General features: G+C 69.8%; 30 protein-coding genes. 11 read left to right on the top strand and 19 right to left on the bottom strand.

Annotated elements, in window-relative coordinates; genetic code table 11:
• Positions 1-13: 13 nt before the first annotated feature.
• The 11 genes from ACIBD9_RS23655 to ACIBD9_RS23705 all read right to left on the bottom strand — a co-directional run bounded on the left by ACIBD9_RS23655 (position 14) and on the right by ACIBD9_RS23705 (position 8,962).
• Positions 14-1,525, bottom strand: coding sequence for a phytoene desaturase family protein (locus ACIBD9_RS23655; RefSeq protein ID WP_396720915.1), 1,512 nt, complete (start codon positions 1,523-1,525; stop codon positions 14-16).
• A 26-nt stretch (positions 1,526-1,551) separates the two neighbouring features.
• A complete protein-coding gene (locus ACIBD9_RS23660) occupies positions 1,552-2,694 on the bottom strand; it encodes an ABC transporter permease (RefSeq protein WP_396720917.1) in 1,143 nt (380 codons plus the stop codon).
• Positions 2,675-3,631, bottom strand: coding sequence for an ABC transporter ATP-binding protein (locus ACIBD9_RS23665; RefSeq protein ID WP_387171524.1), 957 nt, complete (start codon positions 3,629-3,631; stop codon positions 2,675-2,677). Before ACIBD9_RS23665 ends, ACIBD9_RS23660 begins: the two co-directional genes overlap by 20 nt.
• Entirely contained in the window at positions 3,628-3,807 is a 180-nt protein-coding gene (locus ACIBD9_RS23670) for a hypothetical protein (protein WP_387171526.1), read from the bottom strand. The genes ACIBD9_RS23665 and ACIBD9_RS23670 overlap by 4 nt, the downstream gene beginning before the upstream one ends.
• Positions 3,804-4,556, bottom strand: coding sequence for a class I SAM-dependent DNA methyltransferase (locus tag ACIBD9_RS23675; protein WP_396720919.1), 753 nt, complete (start codon positions 4,554-4,556; stop codon positions 3,804-3,806). The genes ACIBD9_RS23670 and ACIBD9_RS23675 overlap by 4 nt, the downstream gene beginning before the upstream one ends.
• A complete protein-coding gene (locus tag ACIBD9_RS23680) occupies positions 4,553-5,083 on the bottom strand; it encodes a hypothetical protein (protein ID WP_396720921.1) in 531 nt (176 codons plus the stop codon). The genes ACIBD9_RS23675 and ACIBD9_RS23680 overlap by 4 nt, the downstream gene beginning before the upstream one ends.
• 2 nt (positions 5,084-5,085) lie before the next feature.
• Entirely contained in the window at positions 5,086-6,084 is a 999-nt protein-coding gene (locus tag ACIBD9_RS23685) for an alpha/beta fold hydrolase (RefSeq protein ID WP_387171532.1), read from the bottom strand.
• Positions 6,081-6,920: a hypothetical protein gene (locus tag ACIBD9_RS23690; RefSeq protein ID WP_387171534.1), complete on the bottom strand. Its 840-nt coding sequence runs from the start codon at positions 6,918-6,920 to the stop codon at positions 6,081-6,083. Before ACIBD9_RS23690 ends, ACIBD9_RS23685 begins: the two co-directional genes overlap by 4 nt.
• 21 nt (positions 6,921-6,941) lie before the next feature.
• Positions 6,942-7,133 carry a hypothetical protein gene (locus tag ACIBD9_RS23695; RefSeq protein WP_396720924.1) on the bottom strand — a complete coding sequence of 64 codons (192 nt, stop codon included), beginning with the start codon at positions 7,131-7,133 and terminating at the stop codon, positions 6,942-6,944.
• Positions 7,130-7,348, bottom strand: a complete 219-nt coding sequence (locus tag ACIBD9_RS23700) for a hypothetical protein (protein WP_387171538.1) — start codon at positions 7,346-7,348, stop codon at positions 7,130-7,132. The genes ACIBD9_RS23695 and ACIBD9_RS23700 overlap by 4 nt, the downstream gene beginning before the upstream one ends.
• A gap of 582 nt (positions 7,349-7,930) precedes the next feature.
• A complete protein-coding gene (locus ACIBD9_RS23705; RefSeq protein ID WP_396720925.1) occupies positions 7,931-8,962 on the bottom strand; it encodes a serine hydrolase domain-containing protein in 1,032 nt (343 codons plus the stop codon).
• 219 nt (positions 8,963-9,181) lie between these two features.
• Here ACIBD9_RS23705 and ACIBD9_RS23710 point away from each other — a divergent pair, with 219 nt between their 5' ends.
• Together ACIBD9_RS23710 and ACIBD9_RS23715 are read left to right on the top strand one after the other, a co-directional pair.
• Positions 9,182-9,634 carry a hypothetical protein gene (locus ACIBD9_RS23710; RefSeq protein WP_396720926.1) on the top strand — a complete coding sequence of 151 codons (453 nt, stop codon included), beginning with the start codon at positions 9,182-9,184 and terminating at the stop codon, positions 9,632-9,634.
• A 67-nt stretch (positions 9,635-9,701) separates the two neighbouring features.
• Complete coding sequence (locus tag ACIBD9_RS23715) at positions 9,702-10,169, top strand: hypothetical protein (protein ID WP_396720928.1); 468 nt, start codon at positions 9,702-9,704, stop codon at positions 10,167-10,169.
• 177 nt (positions 10,170-10,346) lie between these two features.
• On the opposite strand, the gene ACIBD9_RS23720 is transcribed toward ACIBD9_RS23715, so the two are convergent.
• Positions 10,347-11,504: an FAD-dependent oxidoreductase gene (locus ACIBD9_RS23720; RefSeq protein ID WP_396720930.1), complete on the bottom strand. Its 1,158-nt coding sequence runs from the start codon at positions 11,502-11,504 to the stop codon at positions 10,347-10,349.
• A gap of 100 nt (positions 11,505-11,604) precedes the next feature.
• Between ACIBD9_RS23720 and ACIBD9_RS23725 the strand changes: the two genes are divergently transcribed.
• Positions 11,605-12,204: a TetR/AcrR family transcriptional regulator gene (locus ACIBD9_RS23725; RefSeq protein ID WP_396720932.1), complete on the top strand. Its 600-nt coding sequence runs from the start codon at positions 11,605-11,607 to the stop codon at positions 12,202-12,204.
• 65 nt (positions 12,205-12,269) lie between these two features.
• Here ACIBD9_RS23725 and ACIBD9_RS23730 read toward each other — a convergent pair whose 3' ends face one another.
• Positions 12,270-12,653, bottom strand: coding sequence for a DoxX family protein (locus tag ACIBD9_RS23730; RefSeq protein ID WP_396720934.1), 384 nt, complete (start codon positions 12,651-12,653; stop codon positions 12,270-12,272).
• Positions 12,654-12,816: 163 nt separating this feature from the next.
• Between ACIBD9_RS23730 and ACIBD9_RS23735 the strand changes: the two genes are divergently transcribed.
• Positions 12,817-13,704, top strand: a complete 888-nt coding sequence (locus ACIBD9_RS23735) for an RNA polymerase sigma-70 factor (RefSeq protein ID WP_396720935.1) — start codon at positions 12,817-12,819, stop codon at positions 13,702-13,704.
• Between the two features lie 86 nt (positions 13,705-13,790).
• On the opposite strand, the gene ACIBD9_RS23740 is transcribed toward ACIBD9_RS23735, so the two are convergent.
• Complete coding sequence (locus tag ACIBD9_RS23740) at positions 13,791-14,993, bottom strand: low temperature requirement protein A (RefSeq protein WP_396720937.1); 1,203 nt, start codon at positions 14,991-14,993, stop codon at positions 13,791-13,793.
• 177 nt (positions 14,994-15,170) lie between these two features.
• Between ACIBD9_RS23740 and ACIBD9_RS23745 the strand changes: the two genes are divergently transcribed.
• Complete coding sequence (locus ACIBD9_RS23745) at positions 15,171-15,788, top strand: TetR/AcrR family transcriptional regulator (protein ID WP_396720938.1); 618 nt, start codon at positions 15,171-15,173, stop codon at positions 15,786-15,788.
• On the opposite strand, the gene ACIBD9_RS23750 is transcribed toward ACIBD9_RS23745, so the two are convergent.
• Positions 15,781-16,425 (bottom strand): hypothetical protein, encoded by a 645-nt coding sequence (locus ACIBD9_RS23750; protein WP_396720940.1) that lies wholly within the window; start codon positions 16,423-16,425, stop codon positions 15,781-15,783. The two genes, ACIBD9_RS23745 and ACIBD9_RS23750, sit on opposite strands and share 8 nt — an antisense overlap.
• Before the next feature lie 117 nt (positions 16,426-16,542).
• Here ACIBD9_RS23750 and ACIBD9_RS23755 point away from each other — a divergent pair, with 117 nt between their 5' ends.
• Complete coding sequence (locus ACIBD9_RS23755) at positions 16,543-17,253, top strand: HAD family hydrolase (protein WP_396720941.1); 711 nt, start codon at positions 16,543-16,545, stop codon at positions 17,251-17,253.
• 413 nt (positions 17,254-17,666) lie between these two features.
• Positions 17,667-18,452, top strand: coding sequence for a L,D-transpeptidase family protein (locus tag ACIBD9_RS23760; RefSeq protein WP_396720942.1), 786 nt, complete (start codon positions 17,667-17,669; stop codon positions 18,450-18,452).
• A 13-nt stretch (positions 18,453-18,465) separates the two neighbouring features.
• Here the strand turns inward: ACIBD9_RS23760 and ACIBD9_RS23765 are convergent, their stop codons facing one another.
• The 4 genes from ACIBD9_RS23765 to ACIBD9_RS23780 all read right to left on the bottom strand — a co-directional run bounded on the left by ACIBD9_RS23765 (position 18,466) and on the right by ACIBD9_RS23780 (position 20,485).
• Positions 18,466-18,741: a hypothetical protein gene (locus ACIBD9_RS23765; RefSeq protein ID WP_238657004.1), complete on the bottom strand. Its 276-nt coding sequence runs from the start codon at positions 18,739-18,741 to the stop codon at positions 18,466-18,468.
• A 47-nt stretch (positions 18,742-18,788) separates the two neighbouring features.
• Positions 18,789-19,220, bottom strand: coding sequence for a hypothetical protein (locus tag ACIBD9_RS23770; protein WP_396720943.1), 432 nt, complete (start codon positions 19,218-19,220; stop codon positions 18,789-18,791).
• Between the two features lie 185 nt (positions 19,221-19,405).
• Positions 19,406-20,110 carry a VOC family protein gene (locus tag ACIBD9_RS23775; RefSeq protein WP_396720945.1) on the bottom strand — a complete coding sequence of 235 codons (705 nt, stop codon included), beginning with the start codon at positions 20,108-20,110 and terminating at the stop codon, positions 19,406-19,408.
• A gap of 192 nt (positions 20,111-20,302) precedes the next feature.
• Positions 20,303-20,485, bottom strand: a complete 183-nt coding sequence (locus ACIBD9_RS23780) for a DUF397 domain-containing protein (protein ID WP_396721010.1) — start codon at positions 20,483-20,485, stop codon at positions 20,303-20,305.
• A gap of 695 nt (positions 20,486-21,180) precedes the next feature.
• On the opposite strand from ACIBD9_RS23780, the gene ACIBD9_RS23785 reads away from it, so the two are divergent.
• The 4 genes from ACIBD9_RS23785 to ACIBD9_RS23800 are packed head-to-tail and all read left to right on the top strand — an operon-like array spanning position 21,181 to position 25,504.
• The gene (locus ACIBD9_RS23785; RefSeq protein WP_396720947.1) at positions 21,181-22,467 is read left to right on the top strand and encodes an ABC transporter substrate-binding protein; all 1,287 of its coding nucleotides are present in this window, start codon (positions 21,181-21,183) and stop codon (positions 22,465-22,467) included.
• Positions 22,464-23,447, top strand: coding sequence for a sugar ABC transporter permease (locus ACIBD9_RS23790; protein ID WP_308193598.1), 984 nt, complete (start codon positions 22,464-22,466; stop codon positions 23,445-23,447). Before ACIBD9_RS23785 ends, ACIBD9_RS23790 begins: the two co-directional genes overlap by 4 nt.
• A 1-nt stretch (position 23,448) precedes the next feature.
• On the top strand, positions 23,449-24,285 hold the full coding sequence (locus ACIBD9_RS23795) for a carbohydrate ABC transporter permease (RefSeq protein ID WP_350853661.1): 837 nt from the start codon (positions 23,449-23,451) through the stop codon (positions 24,283-24,285).
• Positions 24,286-24,295: 10 nt separating this feature from the next.
• Positions 24,296-25,504: an ABC transporter ATP-binding protein gene (locus ACIBD9_RS23800; protein ID WP_396720949.1), complete on the top strand. Its 1,209-nt coding sequence runs from the start codon at positions 24,296-24,298 to the stop codon at positions 25,502-25,504.
• The last annotated feature ends 150 nt before the right edge of the window (positions 25,505-25,654 follow it).

Below are 25,654 nucleotides of genomic sequence, written 5' to 3' on the forward strand. Positions count from 1 at the left end.
ACCCATGGTGGGCTCACCGAAGCTGCGGGACGTGGCCCCGCACCAGGTCGAGAGGGTTGACCGAGATGCCGAAGCGTTGTCGCAGGACGCGGGCGGCGGCATGCACCCCGGCCATTCCGTGCACGGCCTGCCCCGGGGGCGTCGAGGCAGAGCAGAGGTACACGCCTGGCAACGGGGTGCGGTACGGGTCCCAGCGCGGCACCGGACGCGCGACGAGTTGCCACAGCGTGGTGGCCCCACCGGAGATGTCACCGCCGACGTAGTTCGGGTTACGGGTCTCCTCGCCTGCGGCAGTCACCACGTGTCGGGCGAGGATCAGGTCCCGGAAGCCGGGTGCGAAACGCTCCACCTGCGCGACGACCGCGTCGGTGACGTCCATGGTGGAGCCGTTCGGCACGTGGGCGTAGGTCCAGAGAACGTGCCGCCCGGCCGGCGCGCGGCCGGGGTCGACGACACCCGGTTGCACGGCCAGGACGTAGGGTCGGTCCGCGTGCCGCCCGGCGGCGACCGCACGTTCCGCCCGTACCGCCTCGGTGCGGCTGCCGACCAGGTGCAGGGTGCCCGCCCGGTCGCAACCGTCGGCGGCCCACGGCACCGGCCCGGACAGCGCGAAGTCGACCTTGCAAGCGGCACCGCCGTGTCGGTAGCGGCGTAGTTGCCGGGCGTACCCGGGGGGAAGCTCGCCACCGGCCAGTCGCAGGAGGCCCCGGGGCGCCACGTCGAGCAGGACCGCCCGGGCGGCTGGTAGTTCCGGCAGGCTGTCGACCCGGTGGTCGGTGATGACCCGTGCTCCCCGACGAGAGAGCTCGGCGAGCAGCGCCGCCGCGATGGCCTGACTGCCGCCCCGGGGCAGTGGCCAGCCCACCGCGTGGGCCAGGGTGCCGAGCAGCAACCCGGCGCCGGCTGGCGCCAGCGCCCGTGGCGGGGCGATGGCGTGTGCGCCCACCCCGGTCAACAACGCCGGTGCCACCTCACCGCGGAACCGGACGTCCCACAGGGGGGATCCCTGTTCGACGGTGCGCGCCGCCAGCCGCACCGCGCTGCCGAGGTCGCGTGGCGGGCTGCGGTAGTCGGACATCGCCAGGTCGACGAGGGACTGCCAGCGCGCTACCAGCGGCCCGAACAGCGAGCGCCAGGCGGCGGCGTCCGGGCCCAGGCCCTCGGCCGTCCGCTCCAGGTCACGCCACGCCAGCCCGGCGCGACCGCCGTCGAGCGGGTGCGCGTACGCGACCTCGGGTTGCACCAGTTCGACGCCGTGTGCCGGCAGATCGAAGGCCCGGAAGAAGGGTGACGCCACGGCCATCGGATGGACCGCCGAGCAGACGTCGTGCCAGAACCCGGGGAGGGTGAGCTGCTCCGTGCGCAGCCCACCTCCCGGAGTCCCGGCTGCCTCGAAGACCACGACGTCCAGGCCAGCGCCGGCCAGCACCAGGGCCGCGGCCAGGCCGTTGGGGCCCGAGCCGACGACGACCACGTCGACCTCGGTTCGGGTGCCTCGGTGGGGGTGTGCCGCCGTCGGTGCCACGTCGATCCTCCTGTCGCTCGATGCCATCAGGCGGTACGACGCCAGAACCGGCGCAACGCCTCCCCGGGTGTGTCCATCCGGACCGCCGCGGCGAACAGCCGCGCCCCGATCAGGCTCAGGACCAGTGCGCAGGCGAGGATCACCGCCGTGCTGGCCAGGACGTCCGCCGTCGAGATCTCCCGGGTGATCACGCCGAGCGGCACGAGGACGGCCGAGAAGGGAGGCACCTTGTTGATCACGTCCACCCAGGCGGCGGCGGGGTTCTGCACGGCGACGATGCCGACCAGGAAGGTCATCATGTTGATCAGCTGCATGGGTACGGTGATGGTCGGCGCGTCGTCGGGCTTGCGCATCAACCCACCGACCGCGCCGTAGATCACGCCCATGAACAGGAAGCCGAGGGCGTACCAGAGCAGCACCACCCAGCCGATCTCCAGCACGATGCCCATCGTCGTGTGATCGCCGCTGACGGCGAGGAGGAGCAGGGCTGCGGCGGCCATCACCCCGGTCTGCACCAGACCGGCGACACCCGCACCGATGACCTTGCCCCAGAGCAGCGCGAGCGTCTTGACCTTGGGCAGCAGCAGGTCGATGACCCGGTTGGCCTTCTCCTCCATCAGCGCCTGCGTGACGGCGGAGGCCATGCCGACGATCTGCCCGAAGAGAAGCACGACGACGAGGTACCCGATCAGCAGCCGGGCGGTGTCCTCCGAGTCGTCGGAGACCGCCGTGAGCTGCGGCGTCGCCACCGCGCGGTCCTCGCCCGCGAGCCGGTCCAACTGCAACCGGGTGACGATGCCCTCCAGGTCGGTCAGCTGGGACGACTTCCAGGCCGCGCCGGTGGTGCCGGCCTCGCCGAGCGACACCACGTACGGCGTCCGCTTGTCCGGCACCTGCCCGGGCTGGCCCTGCACCAGCTCGTGACCGGGCAGCTGGGCCGACGCGACCTGCAGCTGCGTCGGGGTCATCCCGACCACCGCGACGCGGGCGCGTTCGGCGTCGCCGCCGATCAGCTTCGGTACGAAGATCAGGCCAGCGATGATGAGGACGCTGAACGCCAGGCCCATCAGCGCGGCGCGGGAGAAGGTCCGCAGGCGGATCTCCCGGCCGGCGATGATACGCAGCGACCGTCCGAACGGGACGCGTCCGTTACTCGGGAACGTCGGCACGCCACACCTCCGCGAAGATGTCACTCAGTGACTGACGGGCACGGGTGAATTCGGTGACCTCGCCGAGCCGCATGCACTCGCGCAGCACCCGCGACGGGTCGTCCGCGTCGACCGGCACCGCCCAGGTGTCGCCGTGCAGCAGCCGGGCGGCGGGCAGCGCCGCCCGCACCCGGTCGGCCGGCACCGGGGCCTCGAAGGTGACCCGGACGACGGTGTCGCCCCGGTCGAGCAGCCGTGCGACCGTGCCTTCGGCGACCACCCGGCCGGCGTGCAGGATCACCGCCCGCTCGCAGACGCTCTCGACGATGTCGAGCTGGTGGCTGGAGAAGAACACCGCCACGCCGTCGGCGGCGAGCTCGCGCAGGATGTCCGACATCGAGGCCACGGCGGCCCGGTCGAGACCGGAGAACGGCTCGTCGAGGATCACCAGTCGGGGACCGTTGAGGAGGGCGGCGATCAACTGCACCCGTTGCTGGTTGCCGAGGCTCAGCGTGTTGAGCTTGGCGGACGCGTACTGCGCCGCGCCGAGTCGTTCGAGCCAGTCCGCGACCTGCTGGCGAGCCTGCGTCTTGCCGGCGCCGTACAGCCGGGCCAGGTACTCGAGCTGGCGGGCCACCCGCATCTCCGGATAGAGGCCGCGCTCCTCCGGCATGTAGCCGATCGCCGAGCGGAACTCCGTGGTGACGGGCCGCCCGGCGACCCGCACCTCACCGCCGTCCTGTTGCAACAGGCCGGTGATGATGCGGATGGCTGTCGTCTTTCCCGAGCCGTTGTTGCCGACGAAGCCGGTGATGGTGCCGGCCGGGACGGTGAACCCGACCGCGTCGAGGGCGAGCTTGTCGCCGTACTTCTTGGTCACCGCGTGCACCTCGACGTCGCCGGCGCCCACGGCGGGCGCCGGCGGTTCGGCCACCCGTGGTGCGGTCTGCACGCTCACCGCTTCGCCTCCCGGCCACCGATCGACGCGAAGGCCGCGCCGAGGACGAAGGCGATCACGATCGCCAGCGCCCAGGTGCCGCCATCGAGGTCACCGTCGCGCAGGACGGCCAACAGGATCGGCAGGGTAAGGGCGAAGACCGCCAGAAACCGTAGGCCACGTCGGCGCTTGATCATGGTGTCGACTCCGTTCTCTCGGGGTGCTGTGCCGGGGTCTCGGCGATATACCAGATGAACGGTTGCTCCGGACCGCCGGCTACGTGGACAGCGCCGAAGCCCGCCACCCGCAGCAGCTTGGTGATCTCTGCCGAGTCGAGGAGCAGCACCTGCTCGGCGAAGCTGGTCGTCTCGTTGCCGGCGCGCACGTCGGTGGTCGCGGTCATGATGTCGGTGTCCGGGTCGACCGCGAGCCGGGTGTGCATCTGCTCGCCGCCGGGAAGCGAGGTGCTCATGGTGCCGCCGGTCAGCCGGATGACCTCCAGGTACAACTCCCGGGCGTAGTACTCCATGCAGAAGACCGCGCCGGGGTGCAGCACGTTGCGGACATGCCCCAGTGCGGTGCGGAGATCGTCGCGGGTCAGGCAGCAGGCCATCGAGCCGAGAGTGCTGTAGGCGGCGTCGAACCGTTGGCCCGGCCGACCCGGCACCGGGTCGCGGAAGTCGGCCTCGACAAGGGTCACATTGGCCGGAACGCCCTTCTCGCGAAAGGTCCGCAGCATGTCGGGTGAGTTGTCCACGCCGGTGATCGAGCGCGCCTCGCCGGCCAGTGGTACGGCGATCCGCCCCGTCCCGACACCCAGTTCCAACACGTCTCGGCCCCGCACGTACGGAGTCAGGCTCTGCACCGTCATCTCGGTGGGCGTGGGATCGGCGAACATCCGGTCGTAGACCAGGGCGACCCCGGCGCCGTACTGCACGCTGGTCATGGCGTCACCGGTTCGTAGTCCATGATCAGGTCGTACTTCGGGTCCTCGCTGTGGTCGTAGCCCGCGTAGCGCACCAGCATGAGCTGCATCAGCGGGTGGTCCGGTTCGGGCTGGACCCGGTTCCGGACGAAGTCGACGATCAGCCGGTAGGCCGATTCGCGGGCGCGCTCGGTCATCGGGTTGTTGGTGTTGGTGTTCGAGGTCAGGGTGGCGGCGACGTCGAAGATGCTCTTCTCGATGCGACGCCCGGGAAACCAGATCCCGTGGATCGCCCGTCGCGGTGCCACCTCGTACACCGAACGCCACTCGGTGTGGCTGCTCTTGTCGGCGGTCGCCAGCCGGTAGAGGAAGTGTTGGTCCTCGACCGCCGGTTCGGGCGCGAAGAAGCGCCAGTTGGGAATGAAAATCCCAGTCTTGTCGAATTTGCGAAGCTTGTCGTAGCTGCGGTCGGGGTGCTGGGAGATCACGCTGGCGACGAACCAGGACGACAGGGCGCCCAAGAGGACAGCTTCCCTGGCCTTGAGCATGGTCAGGCCACCTTTCCCACGGAGTCGGCCCGGAGGGGTCCGCCGGTCCACCTGTCCACGATCGCCGTGACCTGCTTGGCGACGTCCGCGCAGTGCTCCGGGTCGTGCAGGAGCGACAGGTGGCTGGAGCCCTCGACGGTGGTGATCTCGCCGCCGGTGCCCGCCTCGACGTACTCCTCGTACAGTTGGAACTGTTCGGGTAGGTGCTCGCGGGTCTCGCCGGCCGCGATCACGCTGACCGGCACCTGCACCTTCTCGATCGGGCGGCCCCCGTCGAGCATGAACGGGTACACGTACGACCACTCCCGGCGGCTGGTGCGCCAGGTCGAGGCGGCCGACAGCTCCCAGCGCAGCTGCTGCCGGTACGGGCTGTGTTGCGCGAAGGCGAGGATGCCCCGCTTGTCGAGCAGTGCGCCACCGCCCAGCAGCATCGTCGTCGACGCCAGCACGAGGGTGGAGTCGAGCTGGGTGGCTCCGGCCCGCTGCGACCGGCTCAGCTGGAGCTGCCGTGGGTGCATCGGGTCGAGCAGGATGATCCCGGCGGTCCGCTCGGCTGCTTCTCGGGCGGCCCGCTGCACGAGGTAACCGCCGAGCGAATGTCCGACCAGGACGGTCGGACCCTCGGTCATGACGGTCAGCACCTCGACCAGGTCGGTGACGCTCTCCGCGATGCAGTACCGCTCGTTGTTTCGACGCAGGGAGTTGCGGTACCCGGCCCGGTCGTAGATGACCACGGTCGCGGTGGGGTCGAGGTGGTCGAGCAGTTGCCGCCACGCCATCGCGCTGGTGATGTGCCCGGCTTCGAGCAGCATGGTCGGCCCGCCCGGCAGCCCCGGGCGTCGGTAGCAGGCGAGGATGTTGCCGGTCGGGCTGACGACCCGCTCCCGCTCCAACTCCGGCGGGTCGGCCTTGGCCCGCAGGCTGCAGTAGATCTGGTGACCGACGCCGGCGACGCCGAGGGCGCCCACCAGCAGCCCGGTCACCTTACCGAGACTCGTCATGACTGCCCCGTTCCTTTCGCCAGTGCCCGGACGGAGGGGTAGGTGGCCACGAACGCCCAGGCGAAGCGGGACAGCCCCATCAGTCGGGCGTTCGCCAGGTGGAACGAACCCATGGCGAGCAGGCCGAGATCGATGTGGCGCCCGTTCTTGAGCAGGAGTAGCGGGAACCCGCACTCCAGGGCCAACACCGCATGGCAGAGCAGGCGCGAGGCGGCCGGCCACTTCGACAGGAGCTGGAAGAACTGCTCGTCGCCGTACGTCTGGGTTCGCATGATCTTGATGAGGGCGTCGCCGCTGCGCCAGCGGTGCCCCGGCAGCTTGGCGAGGCCGGAGGCGCCGTAGGCGAGCACCGCCTGGGCGCCGATGAAGTCACTGGCGATCTTGCGGCTGCGGTCGGTGCCGCCGAGTCGGCCCAGCGCCGCCGCGGTCTGCACCAGGAACGACACCTGGTCGGAGCCGTCCGTGCCGAAGAAGTGTCGTGGGTAGACGACCAGTTGCGAGGCCGAGAGGTACGCGTTGCACGCCATCCGGACGCGGTTGTCGCCGACCGGTGAGATGAGGACGGCGGCAGCCGCCGCGCGGGAGGCGTGGATGGCCTGGGTGACTGGCTCACGGGCGACGAGGTCCATCAGCTTCTGGACACGGCGCGACTTGAGTGGGAACTGGTCGCGGGTGTACTCCCAGTTGTTGAGCCCGCCCGGCTGGCGATCGACGGAGCGGGCCATGTATTCGAGACTGCTCAGCAGGTGGGTGACGGCGCTCAGCCTCTCGGCACTGCTGAGAGGCTGAGCGCCGACCTGCTCGGCAGCCCGTCGGAGACGGTTCTGCAGCTTCACGTCGGGGACCCAAACTTTCGGCTAGCTGTTGGCGGTCTTGGCGATTGCGGCGCCGGCCGCCGCGCCGGCCACGGCCCACGCCGCGATCTGCGCACCGGCCTTGAAGGCCACGACGAATGCCGCAGGCGTCGCCATGACCGGCATGATCGCCTGGCTACCGGCCACGGCCTGGCAGGCGTTCACCTTGCTCAGCATGATGTTCGTGCAGGTCACTGGTTCGTCACCTCGTACGCGACGTAGGCCGCACCGGTCACCATGCCGGCGCCGGCCGCGAAGCCGAGCGCCTTGGCGGCACCGGCCGCGATGGCCGGGGTTGTCGGGCAGGCGATGGTGAAGGTGGCCATGATCGGCGCTGCGGCACCCTCGGTCGGCGTCAGCGGCACGTAGCCCGCCAGCGCCGGGTTGCTGTTGACCTTGTCGAGAAGCATGGATTTCCTTTCCAGGGTGTTTGGGAACAACTGCGTGAAAGCGTTGACGACCATGCGCTAGGGCCTGGTTCGCCGTAACGGGAAATCGCGGGATCAAGCCGTTTTCGACTGACCATAGTGGCGGAAGTTTGGGTCCCTGACGCCTTCCCGTCCTTCCCCGTCGGAGCCGAAGAGTGCCGATTGATTGATGACTCAGGTATCAACCGGTGCCCTCGTGCTTTTCGGTTATAGCAGCGATCCGTGGGAATCCGTCACCATGGATTTTGAACCCCGTATGTCCGCTTTGGACACGCCAAAGTCACGATGAGTATGACGATCGGGGAAATCTGCTGCACGTAGAGTCACTTTTGAGGGTCGGTGAGGGTGCTGTGTTACCTAAACGTTATCCGGCTTCCGGCTGCCCGAATGGGGGCAGCTCAAGAAAACCTCAAGAAGCAGCCTTGTCGCCGGATGGCTCTGCCGGCCCTTCTAGGCTGAGGTGTCGGCTCGATGTGCGGAGTCGCGCTCCCGCATTTCCCGGCGCGGTCAAGAATTGCTTCCGCTGACCGCTTCCGCAGGCTTTTCCGTCGCCGGGTGCACTCGTCACCCAGCCCCGGGGGCAGGCCGCAGATCACGATGGAGATGGACGGCCGGGCGGTGGACCGACCGGGCGGTATTGGTCAGTGCGAGGACGCCGGTGCGGTTCTGTGGGTCGAACGCGAGGTACGCGGAGTACCCGCCCGTGGTGCCGCTGTGCCAGAACTCCCGCGGACCGTCGGTGGTCAGGTCCTGCCGGTGGCTCAGCCAGCCCAGGTGGACCGCCCGCGACCCGTCGACACGGTGCTCGATCCGTTGGCAGAGCGCGGTTGCCTCGGCCAGCTCGCCCCCGTCACGCAAATGGGCGCGGAGCAGCAGCGCCAGATCACCGGCGGTCGAGCAGAGCCCACCCGCGCCGACCAGGGCGGCGAGGTTCCACCGGGGGGTGGGTCGCCGCCGGGCGCTGTGGCCCTGCGCGAGCCGGTCGGCGTCGACGGTCACGCCGGTGTCGTCGAGCGCCAGGGGGCGGCAGACGGCATCCGTCACGAGGGTCTCGTAGGTCGTGCCCACCCGACGGGCGAGAGCCAGCCCCAGCAGACCCATGCCGAGGTTCGAGTACCGGAAGCGGCGGCCCGGCCGGCTCCGCAGCCGGGTTCTCGCGAGGCCGGCCAGTAGCCGATCCGTCGTGCAATCCCGGTACGGGTCCGGGTGGCCGGGATGCGTCAGGGCGCGGCGCAGCAAGCCGGCCGGCAGTCGCGGCAGCCCCGCGGTGTGGGTGGCGAGGTGGCCCAGAGTGATCTCCGCGCCGGCCCAGGTCGGCACCGACGCACCTGGCGGAAGCAGGTCCCGCAGCGGCTCGTCCAGGCTGACCGTGCCGGCGAGCGACAGGCGCGCGAGGGCGAGCGCGGTGAAGATCTTGGTGATCGACCCGATCTCGAACACGGTGCTCGCGTCGGGAACCGTCGGGGCCGGGCCGCCAGTGCTGCCCGCGCCGTGGACCACCACGCGGTCGGCCGTGACCGCGGCGGCGACCGCACCCACCCCGCGCCTCGTCAGCCGCTCGGCGGTCCGTCGGACGAGGAGATCCAGCTCGGTCATCCGTCCATCATCGATTCCTCAAGAAGCCCTCAAGACACGACCGGTGTCGCGCCACAGGTGATCGAGCGGTGCAGATACTGGCCCGAGATTCCAGGGCGGCCGCCCACCCCAGATCCCTTCACGACACCCCGAGGGTAGCTGTCGGTGATCAGTGCGCCCGGTGGTTGACCGGGGCGCATCGGCGCGGTCTCGGAGGCAGACCTTGCGACAGGAGGAACCATGCAGAAGTTTCCTACCGGCCTGGTGACGGCCATCGCCACGCTCTCCCTGATGGGCGTCGCCGCCCCGGCCGCGGCGGATCCGGCCCAGGCCGCCGCGGCGCCGACCGTGGTGCCGTGGTCGGCATCGCACGGCGACGCCACCGCGAGCGGTCGACGCTGGCTGGAGACGCGCAGCGGTCAGTTCATTCCCGACGTGGTGGTCGAGGGACAGCTGGAGACGACCGGTGCCGGTTGCCACGCGGTCTGGGTGCAGTGGCGGCGTGACTTCTTCCCGTTCCCCTGGACCCAGGTCGCCAGCCGGTGCGGTGCCGGGACCACCCCGGTGACCACCCGCTTCTACGGCTACCTTCCGACGGTGACCGGCCAGCTCAAGGTCTGCCGAGGCCAGGCCGATCAGCAGGACTGTGGGCCGTCCACGTCGCTGACCAGCTGGCCGGTGACCCAGCCGTAGCGGTGACCGGCCCGAGGCCGTACTCGCGGAGGGCGAACATGCCGGCCACTCACTATCGTGGGCCGCCATGGGGGAGTCGGCGGAGCCGGTGGGCGAGGTGCACGTTCTCGGTCAGTCGCGGGTCTGGCCCGCCATCGCGATACCGGCCGTGGTCCTGGTGGTGATGATCGTTGTTGGGGTGCTCTTCGACCTGGTCAACTGGACCGTCCTGATGTTTGGCGCCGCCTCGATCATCGTCGCCTTCATGCGCCTGCGAAATGCGGTGTTCGCTGATGACGTGGGGCTGCTGGTCCGCGATCGGTCAGGCTTACGGCGTTCGTACGCCTGGGAGGAGATCGAGCGCATGGGCTGGGTGGATATGGGGATGTGGGGGAGTTCCCTGGCGGTCAACCCTCGCGGCGGTCCCTATGACGTGCCGGGGCCCAACGTGTCCACCAATGTGGGGCGCATCTGGCGTCCCGGCCGTCGACGCGGCGTGGATCCCCTGCCCGAGCTGCTCGAGACCCATGGCATCAAGGGATTGTTCGATCAGTGAGCCGTTGACCAGGCGCACCGATCACTGACGGCTGATGTGCGGCGCCTGCCAGCCCCTGCGCCCGCAGCCTGCCCGCCCCGGCATGATCGCGCTCGATCCATGTTGTAGTGGTGTCGCACGCGTCGGGAGGCCACTCGATCCAGGATCGAGCACGATCATGCGGGCAGCGGGCAGCGCTCAGCGGTTTGCCCGTTCGATACCTCGCCGGACGAGGCCGCTGATGCCGGGGAGGGTGATCGCCCGGATGGTCAGATCACTCATCCAGACGTGGAATCGGCTGGGCGGCGCGTACTGGGCCATTCCCCGGCGGGCGAGTGCCTGTCGTTTGCTGACCTCCGGGCGTAGTCCGGTCTCCCACTCGGCAAGTGCGGCCGGGAGGTCGTCGGCGTGGCGCCGCAGGGCGGCGCCGAGGTGGTCGGCGCCGGCCAGTGCGAGGGCCGCGCCGTGTCCGGCGAAGAGCGTCACGCACCACGCCGCGTCTCCGAGCAGCACGACGCGGCCGGTGCTCCAACGCGGCATGACCACCTGGCTGATGGCGTCGAAGTAGGCGCTGGCCGGGTCATTCTCCAGGTGGTCGATCGCGTCGGGCACGCCACCCGACAGATCTCCGAACACGGCCCGGAGCGCGTCGACCGGCCCGCGCCTCAGGTCGGCGGCGGGATCCCCGCTGCGCCAGGTGAAGAACGCCGACGACCGCTCCGGGCCCAGGTTGACGATCGCCGCGGTGCGGCCCGGGCCGATGTACGTGGTGGCCGAAGACTCGGGCACGCCAGGCACCGGGTGGGTCAGGGGGAAGGCAGCCACGAGGTACGGGAGCTCCACCCGGAAGTCGGGGCCGAACACGGCGGTGCGGGTGGCCGAGTGCACCCCGTCGGCACCGACCAGCAGGTCGGCCTGCTCGATGGTGCCGTCGCTCAACTCCACGCGTACGTGATCGGTGTCCTGGTCGACGGAGGTGACGGTGGTGCCGAAGCGGATGTCGACCCGGTCTCGCACCGCTTCGAAGAGGCTGGCTTCCAAGTCGCCGCGGAACACCGAGAGGGCGCGCGTGCCGAGTGCGGCCTCGGCGATGGCGGATGGCACGGTGAACTTGGGTCGTCCGTCGGCGTGGACCAGCACTGTGGTGAACAGCCCCAGGTCGGCGGCGGACAGCGCGGGGAGCAGGCCGAGGCGCTCGGCGGCGTCGTAGCCCGGACCGATCAGGTTCACCAGGTAGCCGCTGCTGCGCCGGGCCGGGGCGCGTTCGGCCACGATGACCTGCCACCCGTCCTGGTGGAGGCGTAGGGCTGTGGCCAGCCCGGCTATCCCCGCTCCCACGATCACCGCACGTTTCATCCCGCACCTCGCCACCTAGAATGAGCATCTGCTCAAACTAGTATGAGCGACTGTTCATACCGGCGCAAACGGCGGCGGCGGAACCGCCTAGACTTCAGGAATGCCGCGCGGAGTCGCCATCCCAGCGCTCAGACAGCAGCTCTTCGCTGCCGTCGAGCGGTTGATCGTGGAGGAGGGGCCGAGCCGGCTCACCGGCCGGGCCGTCACGCGCGAGGCCGGCGTCGCGACCGGCCTGCTCTACGCGCACTTCGCGAACTTCGACGACTTCCTGACCGGGTTCGCGGTCGACCGTGTCTTCCACATCTCCGGCGAGGTGGCCGGGCTGCCGGAGCGGGCCGGGTCCGGCACGGTCGCCGACAACCTGCGCCAGGCCGTCCTGGCGACACCGCTGGGCACGCTGACGGCATTGACCCGGCTGACCGCGTTCCGGCCAGAGTTGACGGCGAACGTCGAGGCGGTCCTGGGCACCGGGATGTCGGGGCTGCGGGGTGTCGAACGTGCGGTCGCCGGCTACCTGGCCGCCGAGCAGAGCCGTGGGCGCGTGCCGGCCGGCGTCGACACCGAGGCACTGGCCCTGGCGGTGGTCGGCGTGCTGCATCACGTCGCGCTGACCGGCCACACCGATTCGACAGCGGAGCACCGGATCCAGCGGGTGATCGGCGCGCTCACCGCCGGTTTCCCCGCCGCCGCACCCTTCTGACCGCCCCATGGCGGATCCACCTGGATAGCGGGGTGCGGTCGATCAGCCGCAGGAGTGGGCACAGGTCAGCCGGTGAAGGGCTCGGGTCCGAGGCGGCCCCAGGCCACGAACGCGGCCATCGCGAGGTAGACCAGATTCAGCACGATGAACCTCGCCTCGCCGTGGCGCAGGTGGGTGATCATCGCGCCGACCATCAGCAGGATCCAGCAGACGGCGGTGACCGGCACCAGCACCGGTGCGATGTCGAGCACGGCGGGCAGGATCAGGCCAACCGCGGCCAGGAGCTCAAGGACGCCGAGGGTCTTGACGAAGCCCACGCTGGCGTCGCCGGTCCACCCGCCGCCGTTGGCGGTGGCCAACTTCTCCTTGGGTACGAACGTCTTGGTGATGCCGCCGGTCAGGGCGACTGCGGCCAGCAGTCCGGCCGCGATCCACAGTGCCAGGTTCATGAGTCTTCCATTTCGTGTCGGGGTCGCCCACCAGACACCGCCGGCCCGCTCGCCGTGACGGCTCGGCACACGTGACGTGGCGCACGGGGGCTCGGCGTCACAAAAGGCGGGGGAGTGGTGTCCTGTGGGCGACGCGGACGTGACCGACGAGACTGGAGAACGCATGGATGCTGGAGCGGACGCCGCTGTCGACGCGTTCGTCACCCACCGGAACCTGCTCTTCACCGTCGCCTACGAGATGCTGGGCTCGGCCGCCGACGCCGAGGACGTACTCCAGGAGACCTGGCTGCGGTGGGCGGACGCTGATCTCTCGACGGTGCGGGACCAGCGCGCGTACCTGGTCCGGATCACCACCCGCCAGTCGCTCAACCGGCTGCGTGCGGTCGGTCGGCGCAGGGAGTCCTACGTCGGCTCCTGGTTACCCGAGCCGTTGTTGACCGCACCCGACGTCGCCGACGACGTCGAACTCGCCGAGAGCGTCTCGATGGCGATGCTGCTGGTGCTGGAGACGCTGGCGCCGACCGAGCGGGCGGTGTTCGTACTCCGTGAGGTGTTCGACCTTGGATACGACGAGATCGCCGAGGCGGTCGACAAGAGTTCCGCCGCGGTCCGTCAGATCGCCCACCGGGCGCGGGCGCATGTCGCCGCGCGGCGGCCCCGCGGGATGGTCTCGCCGGCCGAAACCCGACGTGCGCTCACCGCGTTTCGGCTGGCGGTCGAGACCGGCGACGTGCAGGGCCTGCTCGACGTCCTCGCGCCGGATGTCGTGCTCCTCGGCGATGGCGGCGGGATCAAGCAGGCCGTGCTGCGGCCTGTCGCCGGGGCCGACAAGGTGGCCCGCCTGCTGTGCAGCACACACGGCAGGACCGCGACCATGTCGCTGCACCCCGCCCAGGTCAACGGTCACCCGGCGCTGGTTCTGCGGCTCGACGGCGCGGTCGACACGGTCCTCGCGCTGCGTATCGACGACGGTCTCATCAGCGGGGTCTACGCCGTGCGCAACCCCGAGAAGTTGTCACACATGCGGAGCGAAACGGCCCTGCGCCGCTGATCGACCGCCTGCTTCTGCGCTTCCTCGCCCGGCTGGGGCTGGCCTGGTGGCGGGACAACCCTGCCGCAGGGAGCAGTCCTGCGGATCTAGAAGGGGGGCGTGGGCGTCTCCGTCGACCGGTGGCGGGAGCGTCGCGTGTCCGCTCCGGCGACGCCGAGCAGCACCACGGCGGCAACCGCGCCGGCGGTGAGCGGCTGGAGGTGTAGTGCAACCGGCGTGAGCAGGCCGAGGGCGAGCAGGCCAGCAATCCGACTCCTGGAGACCCGGCCGAAGACCTGGTATTCGAGGGTGGATCGCCCGGCGAGGAAGAGCCCGGGGCCGCCGAAGATGGCGATGAGCCAGGCCGCCGGGAGGTGCCCGAGCGGTTCGGTGATGAACAGTTCGAAGCCGACGCCGGTCAGCACCACCCCCGCGACCATGGCCGTGTGGGCGAACGCCATGTCGGTCGCGAGTCGGGCGGCGTCCCGGGCGCGGCCGATGGCCGCATCCAGCACCCTCCCCGCGATGTGGAAGTAGATCCGCCAGAGCAGGACGGTGGTCGTCAGGGCAAGAAGGAAGCCGCCCGTCTGGTCGGCATGAAACCCGCTACCGCTGTACGCCACCCCGATGACGAAGACCGCCTCACCGATCGCGATGAGGAAGAACTGTTGGTACCGCTCGGCGAGGTGCTCGGCCGCGATCATTTGGCCACCGATCCGCTGCGCGCCGATGCGCGGAGTCGGCCAGCCGAGGAAAAATCCGGCGTAGTCGATCAGCGCTGCGAGGGTCCAGAGCGTCCCGCGGACCGTGCCCGTGCTGGCCAGGCCGCCGATGATCCAGAGCGGCGCGCTCAGACCGAACCAGACCAGGACCCGGGTGGTTTGTCGAGGGTCGGGTCGGCCGTGCCCGGCGATGTGGAAGTAGACCACCCGGCCGATCTGGAGGCTGACGTAGGTGACGGCGAAGAGACCGGCCCGGGCCCCGAAGCCGTCGGGCACCGCGACGGCCATCGTCATGGCGCCGATCATCGTTATCACGATGACGGTCTGGACGATCGGCGCTTCCGGGTCCAGCCAGCTGGTGGACCAGACGGTCAACGACCAGACCGCCCACAGGGCCAGGAACAGCAGCAGGGCCTGACCGAGCCCCGCGTACACGCCGCGTTGACCGTCGGTGAAGTCGACGATCACCCGCGCCGAGATCCGGGTGAGGGCGAAGACGAAGACCAGATCGAGGAAGAGCTCCAGGAACGTCGCCCGCTGGAAGCTGGCCTCGCTGCGCACCAGTCGTCCGGCGTGGTTCTCGCTCATCGGCTCGCCACGCGCCGGTGTCGCCGAACGAGCACGTGCCCTCCCGTCGCGGTGATCTCCTCGCCTAACGAGCCAGGGGCCGGCTGTGGCACGTGGGGGAGGGGTCAGGCCCACCACAACAGTCACCAATCCGTCACCCGGCCGCTACGGCCGGTGTACGCCCTTACGCTCGTGGGCGTGCCCGGACCTGCCGAGAAGGCCACTGAACAGGACCGGCGTGACCTCCTCGTCACGGTCGCGCGAGAGTTGGCCGAGACGGAGGGCTGGGCGGGTGTGACCACCCGGCGGCTCGCCGAACGCACCGAGATCGACATGGGTGACATCTACCGGCACTTCGCCGACCTGGAGGCGCTGATCGCCGCCGTCGCGGTGTGCGCCTTCGCCGACCTGGCCGCCGATCTCGCCGAGGCGCACGCGGAGACCGCCGGCAGCCCCGAGGGGGTCTGGCCGGCGGTCGCGACCGCGTACCTCGACTTCGCGTACACGAATCCCGAGGTCTATGACGCGATGCTCGCGCTGACCCCCGACCTGGCCCTCGGCGTGGATGGTGTGCCGGCCGCGCCGCGGGCGGTCTTCGCCGAGCTGCGGGCGGCCCTGACCCCACTGGCCGAGGGCCGGGACCCGGACACCCTCGCCGAGGTGGGCTGGAGCCTGTTGCACGGCGTGGTGATGCTCACCCGTGGTGGCCGGCTCCGACCCGAGGGGCAGGAGGAACGCGAGGCTCTGATCGCGCAACGGTTGTTGCGGTGGCCCGTGACCACGCCGCCGCCGACGCCCCCGATCGTGGTCAGTTGAGGGGCTCGCGGTCGGCCGGGCCCTTGTCGGTGAACCGGAACGTGGTGTTCAGCGGGGCGTTGCCCAACTCCTTGAGGACCAGGCCGTTGCCGGGAAGGTGCTGGAGGAAACGGGTCTCGCTGCCGATCGCGTACGTGCCGTTGCCCTTGGCGATGATGGTGAACCGCTGGATCGGGTCGTCCTGGTCGCAGACGACGGACTCGATGGTCAGTTCGGGCTCGATGTCCAGGCCGTTGACCTGCCAGCAGGAGGGGTCGTCGTTGGCGGGGTGGCCGTCCTTCACGCCGAATGCCCTGATCACGTACCGGTCGCCGCCGATCGGCGTCGGTACGAACAGGACGCGACCGCCGGTGTCACCGCCCTCCTCGAGCCGTCCGCCGAGCTCCAGCGCCTTTCCCGAACCCTGCACCCGGGTGATCGTGACCTCGCGCTTGCCGGAGAGCAGCGGGTCGGCCGCAGCCGCCGACGACGTGGCCGGTGCCCCCGCGGTGGGCGTCGGCGCGCCTGTCACCGTGCCTGACGGCGTCGGCGTGCCCGCCGCGGTGCCCGGCGCCCTGTCGGCACCGCCCTGGCACCCCACCAGCGCGCTGGCGCAGGCCAGCATCGCCGCGCCGGTGACCCACTTCATGGTGACCATGCCGTACTCCTCAAGAGCCGTCCCGAGCGGTTCACGGAAAATCGGGAAGATCTGAAATCTGTCCGCGCCTATCCTGGCCCTCGGCTTAGCGGGCTCTGGGCGCGGGGAGGCGATGGCATGACGGTCGGCGTGGCGGCGCGGCGGCAGGCACAGGTGTTGATCTTCGATGCGGACGACACGTTGTGGGAGAACAACGTCGTCTTCGAGCGGGTGATCGACGACTTCCTGGGCTGGCTGGACCACCCCACCCTGGACCGGGCCGAGCTGCGGGCCGTCCTCGACGACATCGAGCGGGCCAACGCGGTGGCGCACGGGTACGGCAGCAAGGTCTTCCTGCGCAGCCTGGCGGAGTGCCTGGAGCGGCTGCGCGAGCGGCCGGCCACCGACTCCGAACGTCAGGAGATCGACCGGCTGGCGGTGGCCCTCGTCGAGCACCAGGTGGAGCTGATGCCCGGGGTGGCCGACGCGCTCGACGAGCTGGCCGGCCGGCACGAGCTGCTGCTGCTGACCAAGGGTGACCAGGAGGAGCAGCAGCGCAAGCTGGACGCCTGCGGCCTGCTGCACCACTTCGGGGCCGCGCACATCGTCGCCGAGAAGAACGTCGACACGTACCGGTGGCTCACTCGGGAGCACGGCTTCGCGCCGGCCGGCGCGTGGATGATCGGCAACTCCCCGAAGTCCGACATCCTGCCGGCGCGGGCGGCCGGGTTGAACGCGGTGTTCATTCCGAACGCGAACACCTGGGTGCTGGAGGAGGACGAGCTGGACCCGACCGACGACGGGGTGCTGCGGCTCGCCGCGTTCCGGGACCTGCTGCGGCACTTCTGACCGTCTCGAAGGCAAACAGCGTCGGCGATCATGGTGGCGTTACGCCGAGATGCCTGTTTTTCACAGTGGCATCAGTCCTGCCTCCGGCAGCCCGACGCGGCTTGTCCGGCCGACCGGAGCCCGCCTAGCCTGGTCCGGCGCTCACGGCCTTTCGGGGTGTGTCGGGGCGCGTCGGCGTTCGGCGGGCGAGCACCGTGGAGCTGAGTGCTGACGGAGTGGCTGGCCCACCCCGTTCTCGCGCGTGGCGTCGTGCCACGCCCGCGCGGCGGGGTGCCGAAGCTGTCCGCTCCCCTGTCGGACGGCCGAGGGTCAGGGCCGGGTAGTTGCGGACCCGGCCCTGACCCGGCCGGCGAATCGCTCAACCGGGCCGAGCGGGGCAGACCGCGCGGCCGATCGACTGTCAGGATGGCGGCATGAAGCGCAGATCTCTCCTGCTCGGTACGGCGGCAGGCCTGGCCGCCCCGGCCGTGCTCAGCCCGGCCGCGCCGGCACTCGGCGCGAGCGGGCCGCTGCGGCCGGCCTGGGGCACCGCCCCGGTGCCCGGCGCCCGGTCGTCGCTGCCGCTCCACAACCGCGCCAGTGAGCTGCGGACGCTGCCGGCGGAGACCAAGCAAGTGATCATCGTGGGCGCCACCAGCTACACCACCACCTACGCGACGCTGGAGGCGTACGTGCGGGTGCGCAACGGCTGGCAGCCGGCCGCGGCGAAGTTGCCCGCCCGGATCGGCTCGAAGGGCTTCAGCGACAACCACGTGGAGGGTGTGCCGACCACGCCGACGGGGGTCTACTCGATCGGCCCCACCATGTACGGCATCGCCGCCAACCCGGGCGTTCGGTTCCCCTACCACCGGCTGGTCAGCGGTGACTGGTGGAACGAGAATCCGTCGTCCGCGCTGTACAACACCTTCCAGCACAGTGCGACCAACCCGGGCGGGGCCAGCGAGGCACTGTGGCAGGAGGTTCCCGCGTACACGCATTTCGCGGTGATCACCTACAACATGCCGCCGAACGTGTCGAAGCCGGTGCCGAACGCGGGCAGCGGGATCTTCCTGCACCAGTTCAGCACCAGCGCCGGCAACGCCACCGCTGGCTGCGTCTCCCTCGCACACGACCACCTGGTCGACGTGCTCAACTGGCTGGACCCGGCACTGTCACCACGCATCGTGCTCAGCCCGTACGCCCAGCTCAGCCGATACTGAGAAGCGCCGCGGCTCAGTCGGCCTCACGCCGGACGATCGCCACCGCCACCCGGCAGAACTCGTCCATGTCCGGGTTGAACCCGGCCGCGATGTCGGGGTGCAACCCGGAGCGGGTCTCCTCCAACAGTCGCTGGCAGACCTGCTCGACCGGTTCGCCCGCGTAGTCGCCGCGGACCCGGTCGGTGGCCGCCTGAAGCGCCGAGGTCAGCTGCTCCTCCAGCGGGCCGCGCAGCTTCTGCTGCACAGGATCGAGCCCGCGGGGGTCGAGCGTGACATGTGGCTCCGACATCGGTGCTCCCTTCGTCGGCGTCCGCGATACCCCACCGCGGACGTCGGTCAAACCCCGGTCGGTACGGCGGCGACCCGCACCTGGTACGAGAAGTCCTCCGCCGGCTCCTCGTGGTACGACAACCGGCGGATCTGCCGGTCGTCGTCGTACAAAGCGACGTCCACAAGGACGCCGAGGTGGGCGAGCCCGATGCTCGACACCCGCTTCTTGTCCTGCAACACCGCGCAGATGCCGCCGAGCAGGGTACTGGCGTCGGACGTCCGGTGCCCGGGCGGGCAGCGCAACACCAGGTCCACCTCGATCGGCCCGGGCAACGGCGTCCAGCCGGTGCGCTGAGCCGCGGCGAGGGCGGCCTGGAGCAGGGTGCGGACCCTCGTCGCCTGCCGATGCCCGGCGGCGAAGATGGACAACGCTTCGGTCTTGACCGGTGGCAGGCCGCTCACCTCGAACGTCAGGGCGAGAGCGCGGGTGTCCTGCACGACGGCACCTCCTCGTTGGGACGATCCTGCCGAACCGGGGGAGCGGCGGTGGGTCGTTCCCGCGATTACCAACCGGTCGGGCAGGTGTGGGTCGGCCGGAGGCGTGTCGACGGCGGCGGCGAACGCGCCGGCTACGGCGCTAGGAAAACGCTAGCCGACGACGCCCGCGCTGGGTAGTCGGTCGTTCACCCGGTGGGGCGTGGTGCGAAGGCGCAGAACTCGTTGCCCTCGGGGTCGGCCAGCACCCACCACCAGTGCGCCTCGTCGAGCGGCTCCCGCAGCAGCGTCGCGCCCGCCGCGATCAGCGCCATCGGCTCCGGGTCGACCAGGTCGACGTCCCAGTGCAGCCGGTTCTTGACCGTCTTGGGTTCGGGCACCGCGGCGAACACCCAGTAGTCCCAGGGGAACCCGGACGCGCCGACCACCGACGCGTGGGCCGGCTCGTGCTCGACGGTGCCGCCGACCACCCCGGCCCACCAGGTCGCCTGCGCCGCCGGGTCGGCCGAGTCGACGACCAGCTCGAACGGGCCGGGCCGGGTGCCGTCGCGGGCCGGGAACGCGCAGAACTCGTTGCCCTCCGGGTCGTCGAGCACCCACCAGGTGGCGTCGCCGGCCGGCTCGCGGACCAGTCGGGCGCCGTCCGCGAGCAACCCCGCCGGGTCCGCGCCGGCCATCCGCAGATCCAGGTGTACGCGGGTCTTGCCGACCCGAGGCTCCGGCACCTTGTTCACCCAGATCGACTCGGCGTTCGAGCGCGCCGAGCGCGGGTCCACCCGAGTGTCGTCGTCACCGGCATCGGCCACGTCACCGTCGAGCATCCGGGCCCAGAAGGCACCCAGCGCGAGCGGGTCGGTGGCGTCCAGACAGAGGTCCTTGAAGCGCGCGATCATGCTTCCAGCATGCCCGGTCCGAGCTGGACGCCCGTGGAACAAGCGCCGCGTGGCGGAGTCAGTGCCGCTCGACGCCTCGTCGATCATGGAGTTGTGGTGGGTGACAAAGTCCGCGATCATCCCAAACCAGGCACCATAACCCCATGATCGACCCGACCCGGCCGCGATCGTTGGGCTGCTCCGGGTTCGCGTTCAGTGCTGCTTGGCGTACTCGATGAAGGACTTCCAGGCCGTCGGGTCGACGTGCAGGGTGCCGCCGTCGCGGTCCTTGGTGTCGCGCACCAGCACCACGCTCGGCAGGTTGTCGGCGACCTCGACGCAGGAGCCGCCGTTGCCGCCGGACCGGCTCGACTTCCGCCACTGTGGGGTCAGCATGCCCATGACTTCGCCACTTCCTTGATCAGCTCGGTTGACTGCCGGCGGCTTCGGGACCTGTCAGGCTAGATCTTGGACAGTTTCCGTTCTGCCCGAACGGAAACTGTCCAAGATCTCCAGTTTCGGGATTGATCGTCTTTGGTCACTACTCTTCATCGAAGGGCCGATCGTGGGCGAGGTTCGAGGTCTGGCCGGTCAGGGCATATCGCTGCCGGAGAACACCCGGGGTAGGGCATCTTCTCCGAGTTTATGTTCAGTGCTGCTTGGTGTAGCTGACGCGTGGTTCATTTCGGGAAGTGGATCAGCGGCACCCCGTCGGACCAGCCGGGGCCCTCGCCGGTGAGGACCGCGGTCCCAGTTCCTGATCGACTCCGCTTCCGGAAAGGCGAGGGCTTCCCGGCGCGGTGATGGCGCGACTTCCAGGAAACCGTGTCGATCATGGGCGCTGTTGGGGCGGCCGGTTCAGGAAGCCGGGTCGATCATGCGCGCGGCGTCGGTGCAGGGCGCAGGCGGCCGGTCGGTGCTCGCGGCTCCCGTTGTGACAGCCAGGTTTCGTGGCTTCGCGGGTGGGGCAGAGTAGCCGCTACAGAGCATCCGGGCCGGAGTTTCCGCAGCTCGCCGGCTCGGAATCGTCTCGCCGTGCGCCGGGGCACGGATGCCCTCCCCGGTCTTTCGCCGAGGAGAGGGGGAGGGCGATGACGGACCCCGAAACGGCTCGACACCGACGCCGGCCGGTTGTTCGGCTGGGGGCGGCGGCTGCCGCGCTGGCACTCGTCGCGCCGCTGGCCGCGTGCGGCGCGGACGACGCCGGCGGCCCACCGACGATCAACCTGTACTACCCGCCTGAACAGAACCTGCAGAAGGTCGTCGACGACTGCAACGCGCAGGCCCAGGGACGGTACGAGATCGCCTACCGGGTGCTGCCCCGGCAGGCCGACGACCAGCGGGTGCAGATGGTGCGCCGGTTGGCCGCCGAGGACAGCGGGATGGACGTGCTCGGCCTGGACGTCACCTGGACCCAGGAGTTCGCCAGCGCCGACTGGATCCGTGAGTGGACCGGCCAGGACAAGGCCGAGGTCGAGCAGGGCACCCTCGCCGGACCGTTGGACACCGCCCGCTACGAGGACAAGCTGTACGCGGCGCCGAAGAACACAAACGTCCAGTTGCTCTGGTACCGCAAGGACCTGGTGCCGCAGCCGCCGACCACCTGGGACCAGATGATCAGCGCGGCCCAGCAGCTCAAGGACCAGGGCAAGCCGTACCAGGTGCTCACCATGGGCGCCCAGTACGAGGGTCTGGTCGTCCTCTACAACACCCTGGCCGAGAGCGCCGGGGGGAAGATCCTCAACGACGAGGGTACGAAGTCCGTCATGGACGAGGGCACGGTCCGGGCGTTGGAGCAGCTGAAGAAGTTCGCCACGTCGGGCGTGACCTCGCCGTCGTTCAGCAACGCCACCGAGGACCCGGTTCGGCTGGAGTTCCAGTCCGGTTCCGGCGCGTTCCAGGTGAACTGGCCGTTCGTCTACCCGGCCCTTCAGGAGGCGAACCCGGAGCTGGCCAAGCAGGTCGGCTGGGCTCGGATCCCCGGCATCGACGGGGGCACCCCCAGCAAGGTCACCATCGGCGGGGTCAACCTGGCGGTCAGCTCCTACTCGAAGCACCCGGAGCAGTCCTTCGAGGCGGCCCGGTGCATCCGCAGCGCCGAGCACCAGAAGTTCTCCGCCATCAACGACGGCGTGCCACCGACCATCGAGGCGGTCTTCGACGACCCGGAGATGACCGAGGCGTACCCGATGAAGGACACCATCCTGGAGGAGTTGAAGGACCCGGCGACGCGTCCGCTGACCCCCGCCTACCAGAGCATCTCCACCGTGATGTCGGCGATCCTGTCGCCGCCGTCCGGGATCCGTCCGCAGCAGACCGCCGACGAGCTGCGCGGCGCCATCGCCGACGCCCTCCAGTCCAAGGGGGTCCTGCCGTGAGTATCAACGCCACGCCGACCGGCGCCGACGTCGCCGCCGAGGAGACCCGCCGGCCCGCCGCCGTACCGAAGCAACGTGGCGGCCGTCGCAAGCCTCCACTGAGTGAGAACAAGAAGGCCGAACGCAAGCTCGGTCTGCTGCTCTGCGCGCCGGCCGCGCTGGTCATGATCGCGGTGACCGCGTACCCGATCATCTACTCGGTCTGGCTGTCGTTGCAGCGCTTCGACCTGCGTTTCCCCGACCAGCGCGAGTTCATCGGGTTGGAGAACTACGTCACCGTGCTCACCAACGAGTTCTGGTGGACCGCGTTCGGGGTGACCATGCTGATCACGGTGGTCACCGTGGCCGTCGAGCTGGTGCTCGGCATGGGCCTGGCGATCATCATGCACCGCACCCTGGTCGGCCGCGGCCTGGTGCGGACCTCGGCGCTGATCCCGTACGGGATCGTCACCGTGGTCGCGGCGTTCTCCTGGCGGTACGCCTGGACGCCCGGCACCGGCTACCTGGCCGACCTGTTCAGCGACGGCGCACCGCTCACCGAACGGGCCAGCTCCCTGGCGATCATCATGCTGGCGGAGATCTGGAAGACGACCCCGTTCATGGCGCTGCTGCTGATGGCCGGGCTGGCGCTGGTGCCGGAGGACCTGCTCAAGGCGGCGTCCACCGACGGCGCGACCGCCTGGCAGAAGTTCACCAAGGTGATGCTGCCGGTGATGAAGCCGGCGATCCTGGTCGCGTTGCTGTTCCGCACCCTGGACGCGTTCCGGGTCTTCGACAACATCTTCGTGTTGACCGCTGGCGGCAACGAGACGTCGTCGGTGTCGATGCTCGCCTACAACAACCTGATCCGGGGTCTCAACCTCGGCATCGGTTCGACGATGTCGGTGCTGATCTTCATCACCGTGGCGATCATCGCCTTCGTCTTCGTGAAGCTGTTCGGCACCGCTGCTCCGGGCAGCGACGACGGAGAGAGGCGCTGACATGGCTGTCGAAACCACTACCAGGGCAAAGCTGCGCTGGGGTCTGCTCGACGTCCTCGTGGTCGTCTTCGCGCTGGTCCCGGTGCTGTGGATCGCGTCGCTGTCGTTCAAGACGCCGGCCACCCTCACCGACGGGAACTTCATCCCCCGGGAGTGGACGCTGGACAACTACCGGACCATCTTCGACACCGACCAGTTCGTCCGGGCGCTGGTCAACTCGATCGGCGTCGCGCTGATCGCCACGCTGATCGCGGTGGTGCTGGGAGCGATGGCCGCGTACGCGATCAGTCGGCTGGACTTTCCCGGTAAGAAGCTGCTGGTCGGCGTCTCGCTGCTGATCGCGATGTTCCCGCAGGTGTCACTGGTGTCGCCGCTGTTCGAGATCGAGCGTCAGCTCAAGATCTTCGACACCTGGCTCGGGCTGATCCTGCCGTACATCACCTTCGCGCTGCCGCTGGCGATCTACACGCTGTCGGCGTTCTTCAAGCAGATCCCGTGGGACCTGGAGAAGGCCGCGAAGATGGACGGCGCCACCCAGGGGCAGGCGTTCCGGCGGGTGATCGCGCCACTGGCCGCGCCCGGGCTGTTCACCACGGCGATCCTGGTCTTCATCTTCTGCTGGAACGACTTCCTGTTCGCCATCTCGCTGACCTCGACCGAGCGGTCCCGTACGGTGCCGGCCGCGTTGTCGTTCTTCACCGGCGCGTCGCAGTTCGAGGACCCCACCGGGGCGATCTGCGCCGCCGCCGTGGTGATCACCGTGCCGATCATTCTGTTCGTCCTCTTCTTCCAGCGTCGCATCGTGTCCGGTCTGACCTCCGGCGCAGTCAAGGGATAGGTGGGTAGTCATGGCTGACATCGTGCTGGACAAGGTGAGCAAGAGCTTCCCGGACGGGACCGTCGCCGTGCAGGACGTCGACCTGGAGATCGCCGACGGCGAGTTCGTGATCCTGGTCGGGCCCTCGGGCTGCGGGAAGTCCACCACCCTCAACATGATCGCCGGGCTGGAGGACATCAGCTCCGGTGAGCTACGCATCGCCGGGCAGCGGGTCAACGACAAGGCTCCCCGGGACCGGGACATCGCCATGGTGTTCCAGTCGTACGCGCTGTACCCGAACATGACCGTGCGGGAGAACATGGCGTTCCCGTTGCGGCTGGCGAAGCTCGACAAGGAGACCATCGACCGCAAGGTCGACGAGGCGGCGAAGGTGCTGGAGCTGACCTCGCTGCTGGACCGCAAGCCGGCGAACCTCTCCGGTGGCCAGCGTCAGCGGGTGGCGATGGGCCGGGCGATCGTCCGCCAGCCGAAGGCGTTCCTGATGGACGAGCCGTTGTCCAACCTCGACGCCAAGCTGCGGGTGCAGATGCGCACGGTGGTGTCCCGCCTGCAGAAGCAGCTCGGCACCACCACCGTCTACGTCACCCACGACCAGACCGAGGCGATGACCCTCGGCGACCGCGTGGTGATCATGCGCGGGGGCGCGGTGCAGCAGGTCGGGCCACCACAGGAGCTGTACGACCACCCGCGCAACCTCTTCGTGGCCGGTTTCATCGGCTCGCCGTCGATGAACTTCCTGCACGCCGCGGTGCAGGACGGCGAGCTGCACACCGCCCTGGGCGCGGTGCCGCTCGGTGACCGGGTCCGCCGGGAGCTGGAGTCGGCCGACGCGTCCCGCGAGTTGATCCTCGGCATCCGGCCCGAGCACTTCGAGGACGCCGAACTGGTCGACGACGACACCCGTCGGCGGGGCATGGAGTTCGAGGCGCCGGTGGACATCGTCGAGTCGATGGGCTCGGACAAGTACGTCTACTTCACCGTCGAGGGTGAGAAGGCCAGCGCCGCCGAGTTGGAGGAGTTGGCCGCCGACGCGGGCGCCGCCGACTTCGCCGGTGCCGGCGGCAACCTGGTGACCCGCTTGTCCGCCGAGTCCCCGGTCGCCGAGGGCCAGACGCGCCGAGTCTGGTTCAACCTGGAGAAGATCCACCTGTTCGACCCGGCCAACGGCCGAAACCTGACCCTGCACGAGGGTCGGGCCGCCGGCGCGCTCGCCGACTGACGGCCAGATCGCGCCGATCTTGCAGTTTCGGTTGTCGACACGGGTGGAATGCCCCTTGTGTCGGGACGGAAGTGCAAGATCGGCGCGGCAGGGGGCGGGGGCGCCCCGCCGCCCTGCGGCGTTCGGGCGGGCGTGGCAAGGTGGTCGCAG

Origin of the sequence: Micromonospora sp. NPDC050784, assembly GCF_044456765.1 — a bacterium.
Lineage (GTDB): Bacteria > Actinomycetota > Actinomycetes > Mycobacteriales > Micromonosporaceae > Micromonospora > Micromonospora foliorum.